Origin of the sequence: Sphingomonas swuensis (assembly GCF_039538045.1) — a bacterium.
Lineage (GTDB): Bacteria > Pseudomonadota > Alphaproteobacteria > Sphingomonadales > Sphingomonadaceae > Sphingomicrobium > Sphingomicrobium swuense.
The window spans coordinates 1,797,209-1,818,013 of the sequence record NZ_BAABBQ010000001.1 but is presented as its reverse complement, the minus strand read 5'-3'; the positions used below and the strand labels follow the sequence as shown (position 1 = coordinate 1,818,013).

Here is a 20,805-nt window from a genome sequence, read left to right as displayed (position 1 = left end):
AGCAGATGGCGGCCTGCCGCCGCTAGACTCCGTCCCCGCCGAGCACCCGGTAGAGCCGGACGGCATTGCTTGCGCGACCGAGGCGCACGGCGATGAGGTTACGCTCGGCGGCGTAGGCGGATCGCTGCGCGTCGAGGGTGGTGAGGAAGGGATCGATCCCTTCGCGGTAGCGGGCCTGGACGAGCGTCAGTGCCTGCTGGGCGGCGGCGACATTGCGCTGATTGGCACCAACGCGGTCGTCATAGGTGCCCTTGTCGGCAAGTGCATCGGCGACCTCGCGGAAGGCGGTCTGGATCGCCCGTTCGTAGGTCGCGACCGCGGCCTGCTGCTCCGCCTCACGCAGGCGCACCGTCGCTCGGCGTGCTCCTCCCGAGAAGATCGACTGGCGGACGTCGGCCGAGGCCGAGAAGGCGAGCGCACCTCCGCTCAGCAGCCCGCCGAGCGTGTCGGAGGCGAGGCCGAGCAGGCCGGTCAGCGAGATGCTCGGGAAGAGCGCCGCTCGCGCCGCGCCGATCTCGGCATTGGCGGCGCGAAGGCGATATTCGGCCTCGATGATGTCGGGGCGACGGAGAAGGATGCGCGAGTCGAGCCCGGCGGGAAGGACGGCGACACTGGCGGCGGCCTGGTCGAGCGAGGTGGGAAGCAGGCTCGGGTCGACCGTTGCCCCAACCAGCAACCGGAGTAGGTTGAGGTCCTGCGCGCGGAGCGCCCGCTGCTCGGCAAGGTCGGCCCGGGCGGTCTCGAGGATCTGCTGCGCCTGGAGGAGGTCGGTACGCGGGGCGATGCCGCCGCGCAGCCGTGCCTCGGTGAGGCTTCGGCTGCGCTCGGCCGACCGGACCGTATTTTCGGCGATGGCGAGGAGGCTGCTGTCGGCGGCGTAGGTCAGCCAGGCGTCGGCGATGTCGCCGATGAGCGCGACCCGAACGCCGCGCTCGGCGGCTCCGGTGGCGAGCAGCCGGGCCTGATCGGCGCGGGTGAGCGAAGCGAGGCGGCCGAACAGGTCGAGTTCGAACGAAGGCAGCAGGCTGAGCGAGGGGCTGACGCGAACGCCGTTGATGTCGCCGTCCGCATCGCGGCGCGGGGTGACGTCGAGCCCGGCCGCGCCGTCGACTTGCGGCAGCTGGGCGCCGCGGCTGATCCGGACCTGCGCCCGGGCGGCGGCGATATTGGCGGCGGCGATGCGCAGGTCGCGATTGTTCTGGAGCGCCTGCGCAATGAGCGTCTGCAGCCGCACGTCGCGGAACACGTCGCGGTGACCGAAGGCGGGCAGGGCGGGTGCCTCGGCGCGGTAGGGGTCGCCGACCGGCCAGCCGGCGGGCACGGGCGCGACGGGTCGCACATTCGGCGGATCGAGCGAGGTGCAGCCCGGAAGCAATGCGCAGGCGGCGAGGAGGAGCGCGATCCGCCTCATGCGGTCACCTCGTTGGTAGGAGGGGGCGGGGACCGGCGGAAGCGTTCGCGGATGATGGTCAGGCCTTCCTTGGCGCCGCGCCGAACAAGGACGAAGAACAGCGGGATGTAGAACAGCGCGAGCAGCGTCGCGGTGAGCATCCCGCCGATGACCGCGGTGCCAATCGCGATCCGGCTGTTGGCGCCCGCGCCAGTCGACAGCGCGAGCGGCAAGACGCCGAAGATGAAGGCGAAGCTGGTCATCAGGATCGGCCGAAGCCGGATCCGCGCCGCCTCGAGAGCGGCTTCCATCACCGGCTTGCCGGCGCGTTCGGCTTGCTCGGCGAACTCGATCATCAGGATGGCGTTCTTGGCGGCGAGGCCCATGGTGGTGAGCAGCCCGATCTGCAGGTAGACGTCATTCTCGAGCCCCCGCAGCGACACGGCGAAGACCGCGCCGACGAGGCCGAGCGGGATGACCAGCAGCACCGCGACCGGGATCGACCAGCTTTCGTAGAGAGCGGCGAGGCAGAGGAAGACCACCAGCAGCGACAGGCCGTAGAGCAACGGCGCCTGTCCCGAGGACAGCCGTTCCTGGAAGGAGGCGCCCGACCAGGCGACGCTGACGCCCGGCACCGCGGAGGCGAGTTCCTCCATTCGCATCATCGCTTCGCCCGAGCTGACCCCCGGCGCGGGAGTGCCCTGCAGCTCGGAGGAGGGCACACCCTGGAACCGCGCGAGGCTGCTCGGCCCGGTGCTCCAGCCGGTCCGGGCGAAGGCGCTGAACGGCGTCATCTGCCCGTCCGAGCCGCGAACATACCATTGGCCGAGATCGGCGGGATCGGAGCGGTAGGGCAAGTCGCCCTGGACATAGACCCGCTTGACCCGGCCATTGTCGATGAAGTCGTTGACGTAGCGCCCGCCCCAGGCCGTCGCGAGCGTGCTGTTCACGTCCGCCGAGTTGAGGCCGAAGGCGGTAAGCCGCTGCTGGTCGACATCGACCTGCAAGTTGGCGACGTCGGGAAGCTCGCTGAGCCGCACCGAAGCGAGCTTGGGGTCTTCCGAAGCTTCGGCGATCAGCCGGTCGCGTGCCGCCTGGAACTGCTCGCGGCTCATCCCGCTGCTGTTCTGCAGCTGCATGGTGAAGCCGCTGGTCTGGCCGAGGCCGCGGATGGCACCGGGAACGAGGGCGAAGACCTGCGCGTCGCGGAAGCCGCGGAATGCGCCCGAGGCGCGCTCGACGATCGCGTCGGCGCTATTCTCCTTGCCCTTGCGCTCGTCCCATGGCGCGAGGTTGATGAAGCCCTGGCCCGTATTCTGGCCGGTCGCCCCGCCGCCGCCACCGCCACCCGCGACGGTGAAGACGGTCGCGAGGTTCTTCGCCTCGTAGCGCTGCAGATATTGCTCGATCTGGCGCTGGACCTCGATCGTGCGCTGCTGGGTCGCGCCGGCGGGAAGGCGGAACTGGATGCTTGCGGCGCCCTGGTCCTCGGTCGGCAGGAAGCTGGTCGGAAGGCGCTGGAAGAGGACGATCAGCAGTACGCAGACTAGGCCGTAGATGCCGAGGAACAGCCACTTGCGGTCGATGACGCGGGTGACGGCGCCGGCATAGCGCTCGACCCCGCGGCTGAAGCCGCCGTTGAACCAGTCCTCGAAGCGGTGCGCTGCGCGGGCCAGTGCGTTGCTGTCCTGCCGCGCCGCGCGCTCTTCTTCTGGCGGCTTGCGGGCCTTGAGCAGAGTCGCGGTGATCGCCGGGCTCAGGATCAGCGCGACCAGCACGGAGAGCACCATGCAGCTGATGATGGTCAGCGCGAACTGCTGGTAGATGACCCCGGTAGACCCCCCGAAGAAGGCCATCGGCAGGAACACCGCGGAGAGGACGACGGCGATGGCGACCAGGGCGACCTGGATCTCCTTCATCGAGATCTCGGTCGCCTCGCGGGGACTCATCCCCGGATTTTCCTCCATCAGCCGCTCGACATTCTCGACCACGACGATGGCGTCGTCGACCAGGAGCCCGATCGCCAGGACCAGTCCGAACAGGGTCAGCGTGTTGATGGTGAAGCCGACGAAGTAGAAGATGGCGAAGGTCCCGAGCAGGACCACCGGGACCGCGATCGCCGGAACCAGCGTCGCGCGCCAGCTCTGAAGGAAGACGAACATGACGATGACGACGAGGACCACCGCCTCGAGCAGCGTCTTCACCACTTCCTCGACCGACAGCTTGATGAAGGCCGTGGTGTCGTTCGCGTAGGCGACCTTGAGACCCTCGGGGAAGGAGGGGGAAAGCTCGCCGACGCGCTCCTTGATGAGGTCGGCGGTGCGCAGCGCGTCGGCGCCCGGGGCGAGGCTGATCGCCATTCCGGCGCCGGGGTGCCCGTTGACCCGGCTGATCGAATTGTAGCTTTCGGCGCCGAGTTCGACCCGCGCCACGTCCTTGACCCGGACGCTAGCGCCGCTCGCCTCGGTCTTGAGGACGATGTTCTCGAACTGGTCGGGGGTGCGCAGCCGCGACTGCGAGGTGACGGTCGCGTTGAGCAGCTGGTCGGAGGCCTGGGGCAGGCTCCCGACCTCGCCCGCCGCGACTTCGGTGTTCTGGTTCTGGATGGCGGTGATGACGTCGCTCGGCATCAGCCCGACCGCGGCGAGGCGTTGCGGGTTGAGCCAGATCCGCATCGCGCGCGATGAACCGAACACGTTGACGTCGCCGACGCCCTCGACCCGGGAGAGCGTCTCCTGGATGTTGGACGTCAGATAGTCCGAGACGTCGATATTCGAGCGGCGGTCGGTCTCGTCATAGACCGCGACGATGAGCAGGAAATCGGGGTTCGACTTGGTCACCCGGACGCCCTGTTGCTGGACCTGCTGGGGGAGCCGCGAGACCGCCTGCTGGACCTGGTTCTGGACCTGCACCTGCGCGGTGTCGGGATCGGTGCCCTTGGCGAACACCGCCGAGATGCTGACGCTTCCGCGCGACGAGGAACTGCTCGAGAAGTAGAGCAGGCCGTCGATCCCGGTCAGCTGCTGCTCGAGGATCTGGGTGACGCTATTCTCAACCGTTTCCGCCGAGGCACCGGGATAGGTCGCGCGGACATTGACCTGCGGCGGGGCGACGTCGGGATATTGTTCGATCGGGAGCTGGGTGATTGCCCCCACGCCCGCGAGCATGACGATGATCGCCAGCACCCAGGCGAAGATCGGGCGATTGATGAAGAGCTGCGACACCCTCTAGCGGCCGCCGCCGCGGGCCTGGCCGCCGCCGGCGCCCGGGCCACCGCTGCCCGGCGGACGCGGGGCGATCTTCTGCGGCGTGCTTGCCACGACCGGCCGGATCGCCGCCTTGTCCTTGAGGTTGGCGAGCCCCTGCGTGATGACCTTGTCGCCCGCCTTGAGGCCGCCCGTGATCACCCAGTCGGTCCCGTAGGTACGGTCGGCGAGCACCTTGCGCCGCTCGGCCTTGTTCTGCGCTCCGACGATGAAGACGTAGGCGTCGCCGCCGATGTCACGCTGGACGGCGCTCTGCGGGACAAGGATGGCGTCGGGCGTCACCGCCTGGGTGAAGATCGCCTTGACGAAGGTCCCCGGGAGCAGCGTTCCCTGCGGATTGGGGAAGCGGGCACGGAGGGTGACCGTCCCGGTGCTCTCGTTGACCACCACCTCGGAGAATTGGACGGTCCCGCTGAAGCCATAGTCGCTGCCGTCGTCAAGTCGCAGCCGCACCTGCGTGCTCCCGGGCGCGACCCCGCCGCTGGCGAGCGCGCGGCGAAGGGTGGTCAATTCGGCGGCCGACTGCTGGATGTCCACATAGATCGGATCGGTGCGCTGGATGACCGCCAGCGGCTCGGTCTGGTTCTGGTTGACGAGCGCGCCCTGGGTGAACAGCGAACGCCCGATCCGGCCGCTGATCGGTGCCCGCACCGTCGTGAAGCGAAGGTTGATCCGGGCGGTCTCGAGCGCCGCATTGTTCTGCGCGACCGAGGCTTGCGACTGGCGCGCCTGCGCCGCGGCATCGGTATATTCCTGCTGGCTGACGGCCTCGATCTGGGCCAGCGGCCGGTAGCGGTTGGCGCGCGCCTGGGCCGCCTGGGCCGCGGCCCGGGCACTCGCGACATTGGCCTCGGCCTGGTTGGCGGCCGCGCGGTAGAGGCTCGGGTCGACCTGGTAGAGCGGCTGCCCGCTGCGGACATAGCTGCCCTCGGCGAAGAAGCGCTTCTGGATGAGCCCGCTGACCTGCGGTCTGACCTCGGATGTCTCGAAGGCAACCGCGCGCCCGCCAAGCTCGCTGATCACCGGGACCGAAGTCGCGTTGACCGTGATGAAGCCGACCTGGGTCGGTCCGCGTCCGCCGGGCCCGCCACCGCCGGGACCGCGTTCCTGCGCACTCGAATTCTCCGAGCAGCCACCGACGGCTCCCGCAAGCAGCGAGATCGAAAGGGCAATCACCATCTTGGCTGGCAAGCGCGCCCGAGAACCGGGCAAGTATGTCATCATTCCTGTGGTCGGTCCCGTGTGTCCGGTCGCGGACATGGGTTAACGAGCCTGCCGGAAGGTTGCTCCCTGCAATCTACGAACGGGGGAACAGAGGCGGCGAGTGGCGACTGCTTGCCAGCCGGGCCACTGTCCGGCAACGCGCCGGCCATGCGGCTCGCCCTCTACGAACCCGAGATTGCCGGAAATGTCGGAGCGGTTCTTCGCCTCGCGGCCTGCCTCGGCGCTTCGGTCGACCTGATCGAGCCGATGGGATTTGCCTGGGACGACCGGCGCGTGCGGCGGGCGGCGATGGACTATATCGACCATGTCGAAGTGCGGCGCCACGCGGGCTTCGCGGCCTTCCTTGAAGCGACGTCCGGGAAGCGGCTGGTGCTGTTCACGACGCACGCGACGACCTCGGCCTACGACTTTTCGTACCAGGGCGACGATGTCCTCCTGTTCGGCAAGGAAAGCGCGGGGGTGCCGGCCGCGGTCGCGGACTGCTGCGCCGCGCGGCTGCGCATCCCAATGCGGCCGGAAGTACGCTCGCTCAACCTCGCGACGTCGGCTGCACTGGCGCTCGGCGAGGCGCTGCGCCAGACGAAACTGCTGCCAGCCTGAAGCTCAGGCGGGGAAGGGCCCCGCGTCGAGCAGTTCTCGAAGCGCATGAAGGGCGGGAGCGATCGCACGTTTGCGGACAGGCCGGCCTTCGATCCCGGCCAGCGGCGGGGAGGGCTCGAGGCGGCGGCCGATCAGCGGCTCGACGACGTCCGCGAACTTGAACGGATGCGCCGTGGCGGCTGCCAGACAAGGCCGCTCATCCCTCGCCGACGGGAGGAGACGCTCGAACGCCTCGGCCGCCGTCGCCGAGTGAGGGCACCAGACATAGCCGCTGCGCGCATAATCCTGGACGATCCGGTCGGCGATGCAGCGGTCGTCAACCTGCTCGACGACGAGATCGTCCGGCGTGACCCCGAGCGCGAGTAACCGTTCGAAATTGCTCGGATCGCCGACATCCATCGCGTTGGCGAGGGTCGCGACCGACGGTCGCGGTTCGTAGCCTTGCCCGCGTGACCAGTCGCCGAGCGTGGCGTTGGCGTTGGTGGCGAGGACGACTGGACCGATCGGGGCGCCCATCGCGCGGGCGAGCAGTGTCGCGAAGCCGTGGCCAAGATTGCCGCTCGGGACGATGAAGCCCGGCGTCGCCCCGCTCGATGCCGCCAGCCGGACGGCGGCATGCGCGACATAGGCGGCCTGGGGGAGCAGCCGGCCGAGGTTGATGCTGTTGGCCGAGGTCAGGCGATGCCGGCCGGAGAGCGCGCTGTCGGCGAAGGCCGCCTTGGCGAGGCGCTGGCAATCGTCGAAGTCGCCGTCGACCTCGATCGCGACCACGTTGTCGCCCCAGCATGTGAGCTGACGCTCCTGAAATGGCGACACGCGTCCCTTTGGGAAGAGGATGACGGCCCGGACCGACGCTCGGCCTTCCGCCGCGGCGCCGACCGCGCCGCCGGTGTCGCCCGAGGTCGCGGCGAGGACGGTCAGCGGCTCGGCCCCGGCGAGCCGGTCGAAGCAGCTCATGAGGAAGCGGGCGCCGAAGTCCTTGAAGGCGCCAGTCGGGCCGTGGAACAGCTCGAGCGCGTGCAATCGGGGCCGTGTTTCGTCCGGCATCACGATTGGCACCGGGAAGGTGAAGGCTTCGGCGCAGATGCGGTCGAGTTCGGGCGCTAGCGAGTCCTCCGCGAACAGCGGCCGAAGCCATTGGGCGGCAAAGGTGGCGAGCGGACTTTCCGGATCGAAGCCGGCGGCATCGTGCCGCGGCAAGGCTTCCGGCATGAACAAGCCGCCGTCGGGCGCGGCACCGAGCCTCAGCGCCTCCGACAGCAAATGGCCGCGAATGCCGCCACGCGTGCTGAAGAAATTCATCGCAGCTCCCGGTTGTCCGGGGTGATGATGCGCACACCCTCGCCGCCTAAGGGTGCGCGATAGGCGTCGGCGGCGATGCCTGCGGCAGCGAAGGCCGAGGCCATGGCGGTCTCCACGGCAGCGGCGCTGTGCTGCTCGACCAGTGCGAAGACCGACGGCCCCGAGCCCGAGAAGGAGCAGCCGAGGGCACCGGCGTCCCGAGCTGCAGCCTGGACGTCGGTCAGGCAGGGAAGGAGGTGGCGGCGCTGCGGCTCGGCGAGGAGGTCCTCGAAGCCCGCGCGCAGGAGAGAGAGATCGCCGAGCGTCACTCCCGCCACGAAGGCCGCCACGCGGCGGCTATGCTCGACGGCCACCCGGTGCGGTACCCGGTCGGCGAGAAGCGCCCGCGCGGCGCGGGTCTCGATGGTCAGGGCCGGGTGGAAGAGCAGGGCGACGATCCCCTTGGGCACCGGTAAACGGTGGAGTTTGAGCGGCTGCTCGCTCGCCGCGAGCACCAGCCCGCCGCACAGGCTGGCGATGACATTGTCCCACGGCGGCGGGTCGGAAGCGGCGCGCTCGCCCTCGAGCGCCATCGGCAGCAGCGCCTCCTCGTCGAAGGGACTTCCGATCAGCGCGTTGGCGGCGGCGGCGCCCGCAACCGCTGAAGCGGCGGAGCCGCCCATGCCGGCCGAGAGCGGCACGCCCTTGTGGATGTCGAGCCGAATGCCCGTCTCGACCCCCGCGGCATCGAGCACCGCCTGTGCCGCTGCAAGCGCGGTGTTGGCGCCGATCTCGGCAGGCAGGGCGGTAACCAAGCCAGAGACGGCTCCGAGCCGTACGCCGGGCTGCTCCTCGCGAACCGCGGTGACCTCGTCGCGGACGGCGTCGAACGACAGGCCCATGATGTCGAACCCGACCCCGACGTTGCCGATGCTGGCCGGGGCGCTCGCCCGGACGGCGTTCATGCCGGACGCGGCGCCGCGGCCCTGACAAGGCGGTCGCGGATTGCGGCTCCCAGGCCGTCGCAGGGAACAGGCGCGACGGCGATCCGGTCGCCCGGCGCATCATCGGCCTGATGGAGCAGGTCGAACAATCGCGCCGCCGCCTCGACGAGGTCGCCCGTGCTGCTGAGGCTGACGTTGCCCGCGACCGGGCCGAAGCCGATCAGCCATTCGCCGTCCTCGGCGGTCGCGGCGTCGAGCCGGACCGGCTTGCCCGGCGCATAGTGGCTTTCCATCATTCCGGGGGCCTCGATGCCCACGGAGTGCGTGGTGGCACCGGGGACCGAGACGGGACCTGGTCGAAGCAGGCGGAGCGGACCGCCGGTCGCGGCGACGATGGTGCTCTCGAGGCCATGCGCGGTCGCGCCGCCGTCGATCACCAGCGGAATGCGGCCGTCGAGCGAGGCAAGGACATGGGCCGCTCGGGTCGGGCTGATCCGACCGCTGGCGTTGGCGCTCGGTGCCGCGAGCGGCCGCCCGCTCGCCTCGAGCAGGGCGCGCATGGCGGGGTGGGCCGGCACCCTCAGCGCGACCGTGGCGAGGCCGGCGGTCACCAGGCTGGCGATCGGGCTGCCGGGCTGCTGCGGGACGACGAGGGTGAGCGGTCCCGGCCAGTGCGCCTCGGCCAGCGCGAGGGCCTCGGCGTCGAACTGCCCGAGCAAGCGGGCGGCGGCGAGGTCGGGCACGTGGACGATCAGCGGGTTGAAGCTCGGCCGCCCCTTGGCCTCGTAGATACGCGCCACCGCCTCGGCGTTGGTGGCGTCGGCGGCGAGGCCGTAGACGGTCTCGGTCGGGACGGCGACCGGCTGCCCGCCGCGCACCAACTCGGCCGCCGCGGCGATCGCCTCCGGTCCGAACGGCCGTATCTCGGTGCTCTTGCCCGGCATGATGCCGCCGCTATGGCAAAGCGGAAACCATCACAAGTGAGTGGCCGTCATCATGGACCTTCGTTGCCCGGTCGAGGAACAGCGCTTCGTGCTCGAGCATGTAGTGCGCATCTTCGAGCTCACCAATGACAGCGACATCGTCGACGCGGTGCTCGAGGGCGCGGCGCAATATGCCGAGGGGCAGGTCGCGTCCTTGAACCGGATTGGCGACACGGTTGGCGCCAAGTGGTCGCCGGAGGGCGTTGCGATGCCGAAGGGCTTCCACGAGGCTTATCGCGGCTTCGTCGAGGGCGGGTGGGGCACGATCAGCGCGCCGGAGGACGCCGGTGGGCAGGGGCTTCCGCTCAGCCTCGGAGCCGCGGTGATGGAGGATCTGAACGCCGCCAGCCTCGGCTTCGCGCTGTGCCCGATGCTGACGATGGGCGCGATCGAGGCGATCGAGGCGCATGGCTCGGAGAGCCAGAAGCGCGACTATCTGCCGCGGATCGTCTCGGGCGAGTGGCCGGCGACGATGAACCTGACCGAGCCGCAGGCGGGCTCGGACGTCGGTGCGCTGCGGACCAAGGCTGTGCCGAACGGCGACGGCAGCTGGCTGATCACCGGCTCCAAGATCTACATTACCTATGGCGAGCACGACCTTGCCGAGAACATCATCCACCTGGTGCTTGCGCGCACGCCCGACGCGCCGGTGGGAACGCGAGGGATCTCGCTGTTTCTGGTGCCCAAGATCCTTCCCGACGGAAGCCGCAACGACCTGCGCTGCGCGTCGATCGAGCACAAGCTCGGGATCCATGCCTCGCCGACCTGCACCATGGCCTATGGCGACCATGGCGGGGCCGTCGGCTGGCTGATCGGGCCCGAGCATGGCGGCATGCGCTCGATGTTCACGATGATGAACAACGCGCGCCTCAACGTCGGCCTGCAGGGCGTCGGGATCGCCGAGGCGGCGACCCAGCGGGCGGTCGCCTATGCGCTCGGCCGGGTCCAGTCGGCGCGCGTCGGTGGGGCGAGCCGCGACGCGGTGGCGATCCACGAGCATCCCGACGTCCGCCGGATGCTGCTGCGGATGCGCGCGCTGACGATGGGCGCCCGGGCGCTCGCCTATTACGCCTTCGGCCAGATCGATCGCGGACACCGCGGCGATGCGCAGGCATTGATGCGCGGCGACGTGCTGACCCCGCTGGTCAAGGCCTGGGGCACCGATGTCGGCTGCGAGGTGGCGAGCCTCGGCGTCCAGGTGCATGGCGGGATGGGCTATGTCGAGGAGACGGGCGCCGCCCAATATCTCCGAGATGCCCGGATTGCGCCCATCTACGAGGGGACCAACGGGATCCAGGCGGCGGACCTCGTCGGGCGCAAGCTCGGGCTCGACGGCGGGCTGGCGTTCGACACGCTGATCGCCGACATCCGCGCCGAGGTCGAGGCGCCGGCGCTGTCCGCGCTGGCCGATGCGGTCGAGATCCTCGCCACCAGCCTGCGCGCGGCGGACCATGACGACAAGCTCGCCGGAAGCTACCCCTTCCTCACCATGTGCTCGGTCCTGACCGCGGGCTGGCTGATGGAGCGGCAGGCCCGGGCGGCGGTGGGCGACACGCCCTTCGCGCAGGTCAAGCGCGCCGCGGCGGGCTATTTGGTGGCGGCGATCGTTCCCGAGGCGCTCGGCCTGGCGGCGGCGGCGGGATCGGGGGCCGAGCTCCTCTATTCGGTACCGGCCGACGCACTCGCCTGAGCGGCGCCGAAGTTCTCGAAGTTCACAGGGTGCGGGGGTGCCGCGAGGACTTCAGTTCCGTTCCATCAAGTCGGCGATGTCGATCCCGAGCCGCTCCATCCGGGCGCGGATCTGCGGCCACTCGGTACGGATGAAGGCGGTGCGCTCGCTGGTGGCGAGCCGGTCACGGGCGCCATCGGCGACGAACATGCCGACTCCGCGCCTGACCACCACCAGCCCCTCATCCTGGAAGCCCTGATAGGCCTTGGCGACGGTCAGCGGATTGGCGCCCTGCTCGGCAGCGAAGGCACGGACCGATGGGAGGGGGTCGCCATCGCGGTAATGGCCCGCAAGGATGGCTTCGGCGATGATGTCGCGCAGGCGGACATAGACGGGCTTGGTATCGGTGCGGCCGCGTAGCGTCATGCTGTCCTAATACGGTGCGTCGCGGTAAATTGCAAGGGAAAACTAGATCCGCCCGTCCCAGAAACGGACCACCGTCGCGAGCTCGGGACGCGGCCGCTCCTCGAGCGGTCGAGCGGGCGAGCCGAAGAAGAAGAAGCCGGCGATCCGTTCGTGCGGGCCGGTGCAGAAGGAATCGCGAACGAGCGGGTCATAGGCCGCCCAACCGGTCAGCCAGCTACCGACGAAGCCCTGGGCATGGGCGGCATGGAGCAGGTTCATCGACACCGCTCCGACCGACAGCTCCTGCTCCCAAAGCGGGATCTTGTGGCCATGGACGGGGGCGGAGACCAGCACCACCAGCGCCTGCCCCGAGCGGGCAAAGTCATCGGCCTTCTGGCGGTGCGCATCGGTCGATTCGGGATGGTTTGCGGCGAGCGCCTGCTGGAGCAACTCCGCGAGCTCCTCGCGCTGCTCGCCGGATACGACCACGAAGCGCCAGGGGGCGAGCTTGCCATGGTCGGGGGTCCGCGCCGCGATCGCGATCATCGCCTCCAGCTGGTCGGGGGTGGGGCCGGGACCGACCATTTCCCGCGCACGGCCGGAACGGCGGCTGGCAAGGTAGGCGAGCGGGCTGGAAAGGTCATTGAACATGGGCTGCTGCGACATAGGAGCGACACCTTACGGTCACAATGCGCTTGGCATGTCGGTTTTGCCGCTTAAGGTGCCGCCACTTTGGTCGGGCCCAGGCCCGTCGTTGACAGGAATGCTTGCATGAAGCCCATGGGTCTCTGGCAGGAGGGCGACTGGATCGCCGCCATCGCCGTCTTTCTTCTCGTCGTCTTCCTTGCCATCGGAGGCAAGATCGCCGTCCAGAAGGATCCGGAGTTCGCCGGTCATCCGAAGGGCCTCTACATGCTCTTCTTCGCCGAGATGTGGGAGCGCTTCTCCTACTACGGCATGCGCGCGCTGCTGATCTTCTACCTGACCAAGCACTGGCTCTTCACCGACAGCAAGGCGTCGCTGATCTACGGTGCCTACACCAGCCTGGTGTACATCACGCCGGTTCTCGGCGGCTATCTCGCTGACCGCTACCTAGGTCAGCGCAAGGCGGTGCTGTTCGGCGGCCTGCTGCTGGCCGTCGGCCACAGCCTGATGGCGGTCGAGGGCGTCGGCGGCCAGAACGATGCCACGATCAACGTCTTCTGGGCCGCGCTCGCCTTCATCATCGTCGGTTCGGGCTTCCTCAAGGCGAACATCTCGGTGATGGTCGGCCAGCTCTACAAGCTGACCGACGTCCGCCGCGACGGCGCGTACACGGTGTTCTACATGGGCATCAACGTCGGCGCCGCGCTTGGCACCATCCTCGTCGGCTATCTCGGCGAGACGATCGGCTGGGGCTACGGCTTTGGCCTTGCCGGCATCGGCATGCTTGCCGGCCTCGTCGTCTTCGTTCTCGGCAAGGGTGTCCTGAACGGAGCGGGCGAGGCTCCGGCTCCGCTTACCAAGAACAAGGAATTCACCCTCTACGGCATCGGCGTCGCCGCGGTCGCGGTGATTTGGGCGCTGGTCCAGTATCAGGACGTCATCCAGGGCCTGCTGGTCGTGTCGGGCGTCGCCCTTCTCGGCTACGTTCTCTACGAGAGCTTCAAGCTGCCCAAGGAGCCGCGCGAGCGCATGTTCGCGATCCTGTTCCTGATCAGCCTCAATCCTCTCTTCTGGGGCCTGTTCGAGCAGGCAGGCGGGTCGATGAGCCTGTTCACCGACAAGTTCGTCGACCGCGGTGGGGTCCCGGCCTCGCTGTTCCAGTCTATCAATCCGATCTTCATCATGATCATGGCGCCGGTCTTCGCGGCGCTCTGGGTGACGCTCGGCAAGCGCAACTCCGAACCCTCGGCGCCCGCCAAGTTCGGTCTCGCGCTTGCCCAGATGGGGATCGCCAACCTCGTCCTCGTCTACGGCGCGGAAGCCTATGGCGTGCTCGCGATGACCCCGGTCATCCTGGTGTTCGGCTACTACTTCTTCGCCACCACCGCCGAACTCTGCCTGTCGCCGGTCGGCCTCAGCGCGATGAACCGGCTTGCGCCCAAGTTCCTTGCGTCGCTGATCATGGGTGCCTGGTTCTACATGACCGCGGTCGGCAATTTCGTCGCGGGCAAGATCGGTGAAGCCACTGGTGGCGAAGGCGGCGACCTCAGCAAGCAAGGGCTGCTCGACATCTACGGCATGTTCGGCTGGATCTCGATCGGAGCCGGCGTTGTCGTGCTGCTGCTCAGCCCGATCGTGAAGCGCTGGATGCACCTCGACACGCTCGGTCAGGACGAGCTTGCCGGGCGCACCGAGATGGGCGGCGACCGCGGGCAGGACGCCGGCATGTTCCCGCAGGGTGAGACCGCGCCCAACAGCCCGCGTCAGGGCTGAGCCGATGAACAGGGGGCTGATCGGAACGTCGCTGGCGGCGCTGCTCGTGGCGGGCTGCGCCACCACCGGCGGGGCGCCGAAGGACGAGGGAACGCGAATCCGCGTTGCGGAGGACCCGTTCCCCTCGACCTACCAGCGCTATCCGGCGGCCCCCGTGCTGCTGACCAACGTCACCGTCCTCGACGGCGAGGGCGGTCGGATCGATCGCGGGCAGGTCTATCTGGCCGACGGCAAGATCCAGGCGGTCGGGCAGAGCATCGCCGCTCCGGCGGGGACGACGGTGATCGACGGGACGGGCAAATATGTCACCCCGGGGATCATCGACGTCCACAGCCACCTCGGCGACTATCCCTCGCCCGGGGTGCAGGCGCACGACGACGGCAACGAGGCGACCGGCCCGTCGCGTCCCGAAGTCTGGGCCGAGCATAGCGTGTGGCCACAGGACCCGGGCTTCAGCCGCGCGCTCGCCAATGGCGGGGTGACCGCGCTCCAGATCCTTCCGGGCTCGGCCAATCTGTTCGGCGGACGCTCGGTCACGCTCAAGAATGTGCCGGCGCGGACGGTGCAGGGAATGAAGTTCCCGGGCGCGCCCTACGGCCTCAAGATGGCGTGCGGCGAGAATCCCAAGCGCGTCTATGGCGACAAGGGCGGACCGGCGACGCGGATGGGCAATATCGCCGTGACCCGCCAGACCTGGATCGAGGCCAAGGCCTACAAGCGCAAGTGGGACGCCTATGAGGCCGAGGGCGGCGACGCGCCCGAGCAGGACCTCGCGATGGACACGCTGAAGGGCGTGCTCGACGGCAAGATCCTCGTCCACAATCATTGCTACCGCGCCGACGAGATGGCGCAGATGATCGATCTGTCGAAGGAGGCCGGCTACAGGATCGGCACCTTCCACCATGCGGTGGAGAGCTACAAGATCGCCGACCTGCTGCGCCGCGAGGGCATCTGCTCGGCGATGTGGGCCGACTGGTATGGCTTCAAGATGGAAGCCTATGACGCGATCCGCGAAAACATCCCGTTCGTCGACCGCGCGGGCGCCTGCGCGATCGTCCATTCGGACGATGCCAACGGGATCCAGCGGTTGAACCAGGAAGCCGCCAAGGCGATGGCGGCGGGCCGGCGCGCGGGCATCCCGATCAGCGAGGAACATGCCTGGACCTGGCTGGCGATGAACCCGGCCAAGGCGATCGGCATCTTCGACCAGACCGGAAGCCTCAAGCCCGGCAAGAATGCAGACGTGGTGCTGTGGAACGGCAATCCGTTCAGCACCTACACCCGGCCCGAGCGAGTGTGGATCGACGGCGCGCTGATGTTCGACGCCGCCAATCCGCGGGTGCGGCCGGTGAGCGACTTCGAGCTCGGCCAGCCGGGCGAAGGAGATGTGAAGTGACCCGGTCTCCGAAGCGCATGAGCTGGATCGGCATGCTCGGTATCATGGGCGGGCTGGCCGGCGCCTTCGTCGGCTACAAGGCCAGCGCCCAGACCGTGGCCGTGGTCGGCGGGACCGTGGCGCTCGGCGACGGTTCGGCGCCGATCCCGAACGGGAAGGTGGTGATCCGCGACGGCCGGGTGGTCGCGGCGGGCGCCGGGGTCGCGGTGCCGGCGGGCGCGCGGACGATCGACGCGACGGGCAAGTGGGTGACGCCGGGGATCGTCGCGGGCTTCTCGAGGCTCGGGCTGGTCGATGTCGACGCGGTCGCGGGGACCAACGACACCAGCTCGGACGGACCGTTCAGCGCGGCGCTCGACGTGTCGACCGCGATCAACGCCAACAGCGCGCCGATCGCGGTCAACCGCGCCGAGGGGGTCACCCGCGCGGTTGTCGCGCCGTCGGCGGGCAAGAGCATCTTCGCCGGGCAGGGCGCGCTGATCGACACCGGCGCCGATCCGCAGGCGGTGACCCGGGCGCGATTGTTCCAATATGTCGAGCTCGGCGAGGATGGCGCCGACCGGGCGGGCGGAAGCCGGGCGGCGGCGCATGTCCTGCTTCGGAACGCGCTCCGCGAAGCGCAGCAGGTCGCCGGCGGCGCCGTGCCCTCGCGTGACCAGTCGGGACGCACCGCCGAGGATCCGCGGCAGGATCCGGTGGTCGCCAATCCCAACGAGAGCCGCTCCTACGAGGCGCGGCGCAATCAGGACGTGCTGCTGACCCGCTTCGACGCGCAGGCGCTTGTGCCGGTGCTGCGCGGACGGCAGATCCTGCTCGTCCATGCCGAGCGCGCCGCCGACCTCAGGCAGGTGATCGCCTTGAAGCGCGAGTTCCCGGCGATGCGGCTGGTCATCGCGGGGGCCGACGAAGGCTGGACCGTGGCCGACGAACTGGCGCGATCGGGCATTCCGGTGATCGCCTCGGCGCTGTCGGACCTTCCCGCGAGCTTCGAGAGCCTTGCGGCGACCCAGAGCAATGTCGGGCGGATGCGCGCGGCCGGCGTGCGGGTCGCGATCGGGACGCTCAATGACGACGATCCGCGGATGGCCTTCCGGGCGCGCTGGTATGCCGGCAACCTCGTCGGCCTGACCCGCGTGCCGGGCGCGGCGGGCCTCAGCTGGGGCGAGGCGCTTCGGGCAATCACCTCGGCGCCGGCCGAAGTGCTGGGCCTGTCCGACATCGGCAGCCTCGCCGCGGGCAAGCGCGGCGATCTCGTCATCTGGAACGGGGACCCGCTGGACAACATGAGCGCGGCCGAGGCGGTGATGATCGACGGGGTCGAGCAGCCGCTGGTGACGCGCCAGACCCGGCTCCGCGACCGCTATCGCAGCCTCGAGCGGGGCATCCTGCCCGAGGCCTACCGGCGGTGAGCGCGGCGGTGAATGTCGCCGCCTTCGGGGCCGCATTCATCGCCACGCACCTCGCCCTGTCGCACCCGCTGAGAGCACCGCTTGCGAAGCGGCTCGGCAATGCCGGCTTCCAGGGGCTCTATTCGGCGATCGCCCTGGCGCTGTTCGGGGGCATGATCTGGGCTCGCAAGGGCGCCGGGGCGGAGGCCTGGCTGTGGCAGCCATCCGCCCCGGCGTGGATCGCGGCGAGCCTGCTGACCTGGCTTGCGAGCGTGCTGCTGGTCGGCTCCTTCCGGCGAAATCCGGCGATGGTCACCTTCGGGCCGGGCAGCGAGGTGGTGATCGGCGAGCCCGTCGGGGTGTTCCGGATCACGCGCCACCCGATGATGTGGGGCTTCGCCTTGTGGGCGGCGGCGCACACGCTGGTGCATCCCGAACCCTCGGCGCTGGTGCTTGCGGGGGTGATCCTCGTCATGGCGCTGGTCGGCTCGGCCGCGCAGGACGTCAAGAAGCGCAGGCACCTCGGACCCGCCTGGTCCGAATGGGTGGCCCGGACGAGCTTCGTCCCGTTCGGCCGCGGGATCCATCCGCCGGGCACCTTCGCCAGTGTCGGCGGGACGCTGCTGTGGCTTGCAGCGACCTGGGCGCATCCTTTGCCGGTTGGGCTGTGGCAGTGGCTCGCCTGACGCGCTAGGGCGGCGTCCATGGCACGCAAATTCTTCGGCACCGACGGCATCCGGGGCCTCACCAACACCGAACCGATGACCGCCGAGGTCGCGCTCAAGGTCGGGCAGGCCGCAGGGGCCCACTTCCTTCGCGGCGACCATCGCCACCGCGTCGTGATCGGCAAGGACACCCGACTGTCGGGCTACATGATGGAAAGCGCGCTGGTCGCGGGCTTCACCAGCGTCGGCATGGACGTGGTGCTCCTCGGGCCGATGCCGACGCCGGCGGTGGCGATGCTGACCCGCTCGATGCGCGCCGATCTCGGCGTGATGATCTCGGCCAGCCACAATCCCTTCGCCGACAACGGGATCAAGCTGTTCGGCCCCGACGGGTTCAAGCTGTCCGACGCCGACGAACTGGAGATCGAGCGCCTGCTCGAGCAGAAGGTCGAGCTCGTCGACGCGCGCAAGATCGGACGGGCCAAGCGGATCGAGGACGCGCGCGGGCGCTATGTCCACTTCGCCAAGTCGACCTTCCCCGACAAGCTGCGCCTCGACGGGCTCAAGATCGTGGTCGATTGCGCCAATGGCGCGGCCTACCATGTCGCCCCCGACGCGCTGTGGGAGCTCGGTGCCGAGGTCATCCCGCTGGGGGTTCAGCCCAACGGCACCAACATCAACCACGAATGCGGCTCGACCCACCCGCAGTTGCTGCAGGAGACGGTGGTCGCGAGCGGCGCCGACATCGGGCTTGCGCTCGACGGAGACGCCGACCGGCTGATCGTGGTCGACGAGACCGGCAAGGTGATCGACGGCGATCAGTTGATGGCGCTGATCGCGCTCGACCAGAAGCGGATGGGCCTGCTTCAGGGCGGCGGCGTGGTCGCCACGGTGATGAGCAACCTCGGGCTCGAGCGGCACCTCGCCGCCGCCGGCCTCGCGCTTCACCGCTCCAAGGTCGGGGATCGCTATGTGCTCGAAGGCATGCGCGAGCATGGCTGCAACGTCGGCGGCGAGCAGTCGGGGCATATCATCCTGACCGATCATGCGACCACCGGAGACGGGCTGGTCGCGGGCTTGCAGATCCTCGCAGCGATGGTCGGGCAGGGCAAGGTCGCAAGCGACCTCCTCAACCAGTTCGAGCCGGTGCCGCAGCTGCTTCGCAACGTGCGGTTCAAGGCCGGCGCCCCGCTCGAGGCGGCCGAGGTCCAGTCCTGCATCGCCGACGCCGAGCGGCAGCTCGACGGGCGTGGGCGGCTGGTCATCCGCAAGAGCGGGACCGAGCCGCTGATCCGGGTCATGGCCGAGGGCGACGACAAGAGCGAGGTCGAGGACGTGGTCGCGCGGATCTGCGCCGCGGTCGAGAAAGCGGCCGCCTGATGCTGGCGATGAAGGAGGCGTGCGAGCGGTGCGGCGAGGCGCTGCCGGCGCACCTGCCCGGGGCCTTCATCTGCAGCTTCGAATGCACCTTCTGCAGTCCATGCGCGGAAGAACTCGACGAGCGCTGTTCCAATTGCCGGGGTGAACTGGTCGACCGGCCGACGCGTTCGAAGGCGGCGGCGGCAAAGGTCGTGAAATATTAAGCATGGCCGGTGCACGGCTGGGGAACAGATGACCGGCCCGAAACCTCCGAAGATCCTGATCATCGCCGGCTCCGACAGCGGGGGCGGCGCGGGTATCCAGGCGGACATCAAGACCGTCACGATGCTGGGCGGCCATGCGATGACCGCGATCACCGCCGTCACCGCGCAGAACAGCCTCGGGGTGGATGCGGTGCATTCGGTGCCGGCGGAGATCGTGCTGGCACAGATCGATTCGGTGCTGTCAGACTTCGGGGCTGACGCGATCAAGATCGGGATGATCGGATCGGCCTTCACGGCCCGGATGGTGGCCGAGCGGCTGGCGAGCCTCGAGGAGCGCATTCCGCTGGTGTTCGATCCGGTGATGGTCGCCACCAGCGGCGCCGAACTGGCCGATGACGCCACCATCGCCGCCTTCGGCCAGCTGATGGACCTGGCGACGATCGTCACCCCGAACCTGCCCGAGCTGGTCCGGCTCACCGGGAAGGAAGACCCGGTCGAGGGCGCCCTCGGGCTGGTCTCCGACCATCGTTGCGCGGTGCTGGTCAAGGGCGGGCATGAGGAAGGCGAGGCGATCGCCGACGCGCTCATCGAGGAGGACAATCTCACCAGCTGGCAGGGCACGCGGATCGAGACGCCGCATAGCCACGGCACCGGCTGCACGCTTGCCAGCGCGATCGCGGTGGGCCTTGCCGAGGGCCGCCGACTGGCGGACGCCGTGGCCCAGGCACGCCACTTCGTCCGCCTGGCGCTTCTGGAAGCCCCCGGGATCGGCGGAGGGCACGGCCCGATGGGGCATGGCGCGGTCCGACTCGACGTCGGCGGGTCGCCGAGGCTCAACCAGGTCACGGTCACGGGGCGCGACTATGGCGCGCAGGTGTCCTTCTATCGCCGCTTCGGGCTGCGCCAGATCGTCGACAGTCCGGAGAATGGCTACGCCCGCTTCGAAAGCTGGGGAGGGGCGACCTTCTCGGTCCAGATCGATCCCGACGAGGAGGTCTCGCCGACGACCGCCATCTATTTCGAGTGCGACGACCTCGACGATCGGGTCGAGGCGCTGGCCCGTGCGGGCCTCGTCTTCGAGCATGGGCCCCGCGACCAGCCATGGCTGTGGCGCGAGGCCCGGCTTCGCGATCCCGCGGGCAACATCGTGTTTCTCTACCGCTCGGGCGAGGCCCGCCGCTTTCCACCTTGGAGGATCGATCGATCTAAAAATCCCGGATCAAAAACTCCGTGAGCACGAAACGAGTAGTTTTCCCCGTTCGCGAAGACGATATGGTCCAGCAACGTGATTTCTAATTGCTCGCACGCCTGCGAGAACTCGCGAGTTAGCTGCTGGTCTGCGCGACTGGGCTGAGCATTTCCTGAAGGATGATTGTGCGCGATGAGAATGGCGTCAGCCTCGATTCGGACTGCTTCTCGAAAGACTGCAGAAAGATCCGGCACAACCTCCCTCTCTGTACCTTGAAAAGACAGTACCTTGAGGAGGCGCAACTGCTCATCAAAAAGCGCGGCCTGGAACATTTCCATCTTTCGACCGTGAAACATCGGTTCGAAGAACTGCTTGCAAGCGTGAAGACCAACCAGTTGCACGTT

The 20,805-nt window shown here is 68.9% G+C and carries 18 protein-coding genes; 9 read left to right on the top strand and 9 right to left on the bottom strand.

The annotated features are described in order from the left end of the window. Positions 1-22: 22 nt before the first annotated feature. Genes ABD727_RS09120 through ABD727_RS09110 form a run of 3 tightly spaced genes read right to left on the bottom strand, consistent with a single transcriptional unit; the run spans position 23 to position 5,835 of the window. Positions 23-1,411 carry an efflux transporter outer membrane subunit gene (locus ABD727_RS09120; RefSeq protein ID WP_344707092.1) on the bottom strand — a complete coding sequence of 463 codons (1,389 nt, stop codon included), beginning with the start codon at positions 1,409-1,411 and terminating at the stop codon, positions 23-25. Further along, positions 1,408-4,614 (bottom strand): efflux RND transporter permease subunit, encoded by a 3,207-nt coding sequence (locus ABD727_RS09115; protein WP_344707091.1) that lies wholly within the window; start codon positions 4,612-4,614, stop codon positions 1,408-1,410. The genes ABD727_RS09120 and ABD727_RS09115 overlap by 4 nt, the downstream gene beginning before the upstream one ends. Positions 4,615-4,617: 3 nt before the next feature. Beyond that, a complete protein-coding gene (locus ABD727_RS09110; RefSeq protein WP_344707090.1) occupies positions 4,618-5,835 on the bottom strand; it encodes an efflux RND transporter periplasmic adaptor subunit in 1,218 nt (405 codons plus the stop codon). A gap of 192 nt (positions 5,836-6,027) precedes the next feature. Here ABD727_RS09110 and ABD727_RS09105 point away from each other — a divergent pair, with 192 nt between their 5' ends. Continuing rightward, on the top strand, positions 6,028-6,480 hold the full coding sequence (locus ABD727_RS09105; protein WP_344707089.1) for a tRNA (cytidine(34)-2'-O)-methyltransferase: 453 nt from the start codon (positions 6,028-6,030) through the stop codon (positions 6,478-6,480). Positions 6,481-6,483: 3 nt separating this feature from the next. Here the strand turns inward: ABD727_RS09105 and thrC are convergent, their stop codons facing one another. From thrC to ABD727_RS09090, 3 genes are read right to left on the bottom strand one after another with little or no spacing between them, the layout of a single operon-like run. Then, a complete protein-coding gene (gene thrC, locus ABD727_RS09100) occupies positions 6,484-7,782 on the bottom strand; it encodes a threonine synthase (RefSeq protein ID WP_344707088.1) in 1,299 nt (432 codons plus the stop codon). Next, positions 7,779-8,726, bottom strand: a complete 948-nt coding sequence (locus ABD727_RS09095; RefSeq protein WP_344707087.1) for a homoserine kinase — start codon at positions 8,724-8,726, stop codon at positions 7,779-7,781. The genes thrC and ABD727_RS09095 overlap by 4 nt, the downstream gene beginning before the upstream one ends. Further along, a complete protein-coding gene (locus ABD727_RS09090; protein ID WP_344707086.1) occupies positions 8,723-9,649 on the bottom strand; it encodes an L-threonylcarbamoyladenylate synthase in 927 nt (308 codons plus the stop codon). Before ABD727_RS09090 ends, ABD727_RS09095 begins: the two co-directional genes overlap by 4 nt. A gap of 52 nt (positions 9,650-9,701) precedes the next feature. Between ABD727_RS09090 and ABD727_RS09085 the strand changes: the two genes are divergently transcribed. Further along, entirely contained in the window at positions 9,702-11,378 is a 1,677-nt protein-coding gene (locus ABD727_RS09085) for an acyl-CoA dehydrogenase family protein (protein ID WP_344707085.1), read from the top strand. A gap of 51 nt (positions 11,379-11,429) precedes the next feature. On the opposite strand, the gene ABD727_RS09080 is transcribed toward ABD727_RS09085, so the two are convergent. After that, the gene (locus tag ABD727_RS09080; protein ID WP_344707084.1) at positions 11,430-11,783 is read right to left on the bottom strand and encodes a GntR family transcriptional regulator; all 354 of its coding nucleotides are present in this window, start codon (positions 11,781-11,783) and stop codon (positions 11,430-11,432) included. Between the two features lie 42 nt (positions 11,784-11,825). Beyond that, positions 11,826-12,413: a nitroreductase family protein gene (locus tag ABD727_RS09075; RefSeq protein WP_344707083.1), complete on the bottom strand. Its 588-nt coding sequence runs from the start codon at positions 12,411-12,413 to the stop codon at positions 11,826-11,828. Positions 12,414-12,533: 120 nt separating this feature from the next. On the opposite strand from ABD727_RS09075, the gene ABD727_RS09070 reads away from it, so the two are divergent. The 7 genes from ABD727_RS09070 to thiD are packed head-to-tail and all read left to right on the top strand — an operon-like array spanning position 12,534 to position 20,446. Continuing rightward, a complete protein-coding gene (locus ABD727_RS09070) occupies positions 12,534-14,180 on the top strand; it encodes a peptide MFS transporter (RefSeq protein ID WP_344707082.1) in 1,647 nt (548 codons plus the stop codon). 4 nt (positions 14,181-14,184) lie between these two features. Next, positions 14,185-15,576, top strand: coding sequence for an amidohydrolase (locus tag ABD727_RS09065; RefSeq protein WP_344707081.1), 1,392 nt, complete (start codon positions 14,185-14,187; stop codon positions 15,574-15,576). Between the two features lie 32 nt (positions 15,577-15,608). Continuing rightward, positions 15,609-16,985 (top strand): amidohydrolase family protein, encoded by a 1,377-nt coding sequence (locus ABD727_RS09060; RefSeq protein WP_425566808.1) that lies wholly within the window; start codon positions 15,609-15,611, stop codon positions 16,983-16,985. Further along, on the top strand, positions 16,982-17,650 hold the full coding sequence (locus ABD727_RS09055) for an NnrU family protein (RefSeq protein ID WP_344707080.1): 669 nt from the start codon (positions 16,982-16,984) through the stop codon (positions 17,648-17,650). Before ABD727_RS09060 ends, ABD727_RS09055 begins: the two co-directional genes overlap by 4 nt. Positions 17,651-17,668: 18 nt before the next feature. Further along, a complete protein-coding gene (gene glmM, locus ABD727_RS09050; RefSeq protein ID WP_344707079.1) occupies positions 17,669-19,009 on the top strand; it encodes a phosphoglucosamine mutase in 1,341 nt (446 codons plus the stop codon). Then, positions 19,009-19,212, top strand: coding sequence for a DUF1272 domain-containing protein (locus ABD727_RS09045; protein WP_344707078.1), 204 nt, complete (start codon positions 19,009-19,011; stop codon positions 19,210-19,212). The genes glmM and ABD727_RS09045 overlap by 1 nt, the downstream gene beginning before the upstream one ends. Positions 19,213-19,240: 28 nt before the next feature. Next, entirely contained in the window at positions 19,241-20,446 is a 1,206-nt protein-coding gene (gene thiD / locus ABD727_RS09040) for a bifunctional hydroxymethylpyrimidine kinase/phosphomethylpyrimidine kinase (RefSeq protein WP_344707077.1), read from the top strand. Here thiD and ABD727_RS13965 read toward each other — a convergent pair. Continuing rightward, a complete protein-coding gene (locus ABD727_RS13965) occupies positions 20,368-20,733 on the bottom strand; it encodes a JAB domain-containing protein (RefSeq protein ID WP_425566807.1) in 366 nt (121 codons plus the stop codon). The genes thiD and ABD727_RS13965 overlap by 79 nt on opposite strands. Positions 20,734-20,805 lie beyond the last annotated feature (72 nt).

What these genes read in the sequence shown, in the direction of transcription:
- ABD727_RS09120 (WP_344707092.1), bottom strand. Translation starts at nt 1,411, where the DNA reads ATGAGGCGGATCGCGCTCCTCCTCGCCGCCTGCGCATTGCTTCCGGGC.
- ABD727_RS09110 (WP_344707090.1), bottom strand. Translation starts at nt 5,835, where the DNA reads ATGGTGATTGCCCTTTCGATCTCGCTGCTTGCGGGAGCCGTCGGTGGC.
- ABD727_RS09105 (WP_344707089.1), top strand. Translation starts at nt 6,028, where the DNA reads ATGCGGCTCGCCCTCTACGAACCCGAGATTGCCGGAAATGTCGGAGCG.
- thrC (WP_344707088.1), bottom strand. Translation starts at nt 7,782, where the DNA reads ATGAATTTCTTCAGCACGCGTGGCGGCATTCGCGGCCATTTGCTGTCG.
- ABD727_RS09095 (WP_344707087.1), bottom strand. Translation starts at nt 8,726, where the DNA reads ATGAACGCCGTCCGGGCGAGCGCCCCGGCCAGCATCGGCAACGTCGGG.
- ABD727_RS09090 (WP_344707086.1), bottom strand. Translation starts at nt 9,649, where the DNA reads ATGCCGGGCAAGAGCACCGAGATACGGCCGTTCGGACCGGAGGCGATC.
- ABD727_RS09085 (WP_344707085.1), top strand. Translation starts at nt 9,702, where the DNA reads ATGGACCTTCGTTGCCCGGTCGAGGAACAGCGCTTCGTGCTCGAGCAT.
- ABD727_RS09080 (WP_344707084.1), bottom strand. Translation starts at nt 11,783, where the DNA reads ATGACGCTACGCGGCCGCACCGATACCAAGCCCGTCTATGTCCGCCTG.
- ABD727_RS09075 (WP_344707083.1), bottom strand. Translation starts at nt 12,413, where the DNA reads ATGTTCAATGACCTTTCCAGCCCGCTCGCCTACCTTGCCAGCCGCCGT.
- ABD727_RS09070 (WP_344707082.1), top strand. Translation starts at nt 12,534, where the DNA reads ATGAAGCCCATGGGTCTCTGGCAGGAGGGCGACTGGATCGCCGCCATC.
- ABD727_RS09065 (WP_344707081.1), top strand. Translation starts at nt 14,185, where the DNA reads ATGAACAGGGGGCTGATCGGAACGTCGCTGGCGGCGCTGCTCGTGGCG.
- ABD727_RS09060 (WP_425566808.1), top strand. Translation starts at nt 15,609, where the DNA reads ATGCTCGGTATCATGGGCGGGCTGGCCGGCGCCTTCGTCGGCTACAAG.
- glmM (WP_344707079.1), top strand. Translation starts at nt 17,669, where the DNA reads ATGGCACGCAAATTCTTCGGCACCGACGGCATCCGGGGCCTCACCAAC.
- ABD727_RS09045 (WP_344707078.1), top strand. Translation starts at nt 19,009, where the DNA reads ATGCTGGCGATGAAGGAGGCGTGCGAGCGGTGCGGCGAGGCGCTGCCG.
- thiD (WP_344707077.1), top strand. Translation starts at nt 19,241, where the DNA reads ATGACCGGCCCGAAACCTCCGAAGATCCTGATCATCGCCGGCTCCGAC.
- ABD727_RS13965 (WP_425566807.1), bottom strand. Translation starts at nt 20,733, where the DNA reads ATGTTCCAGGCCGCGCTTTTTGATGAGCAGTTGCGCCTCCTCAAGGTA.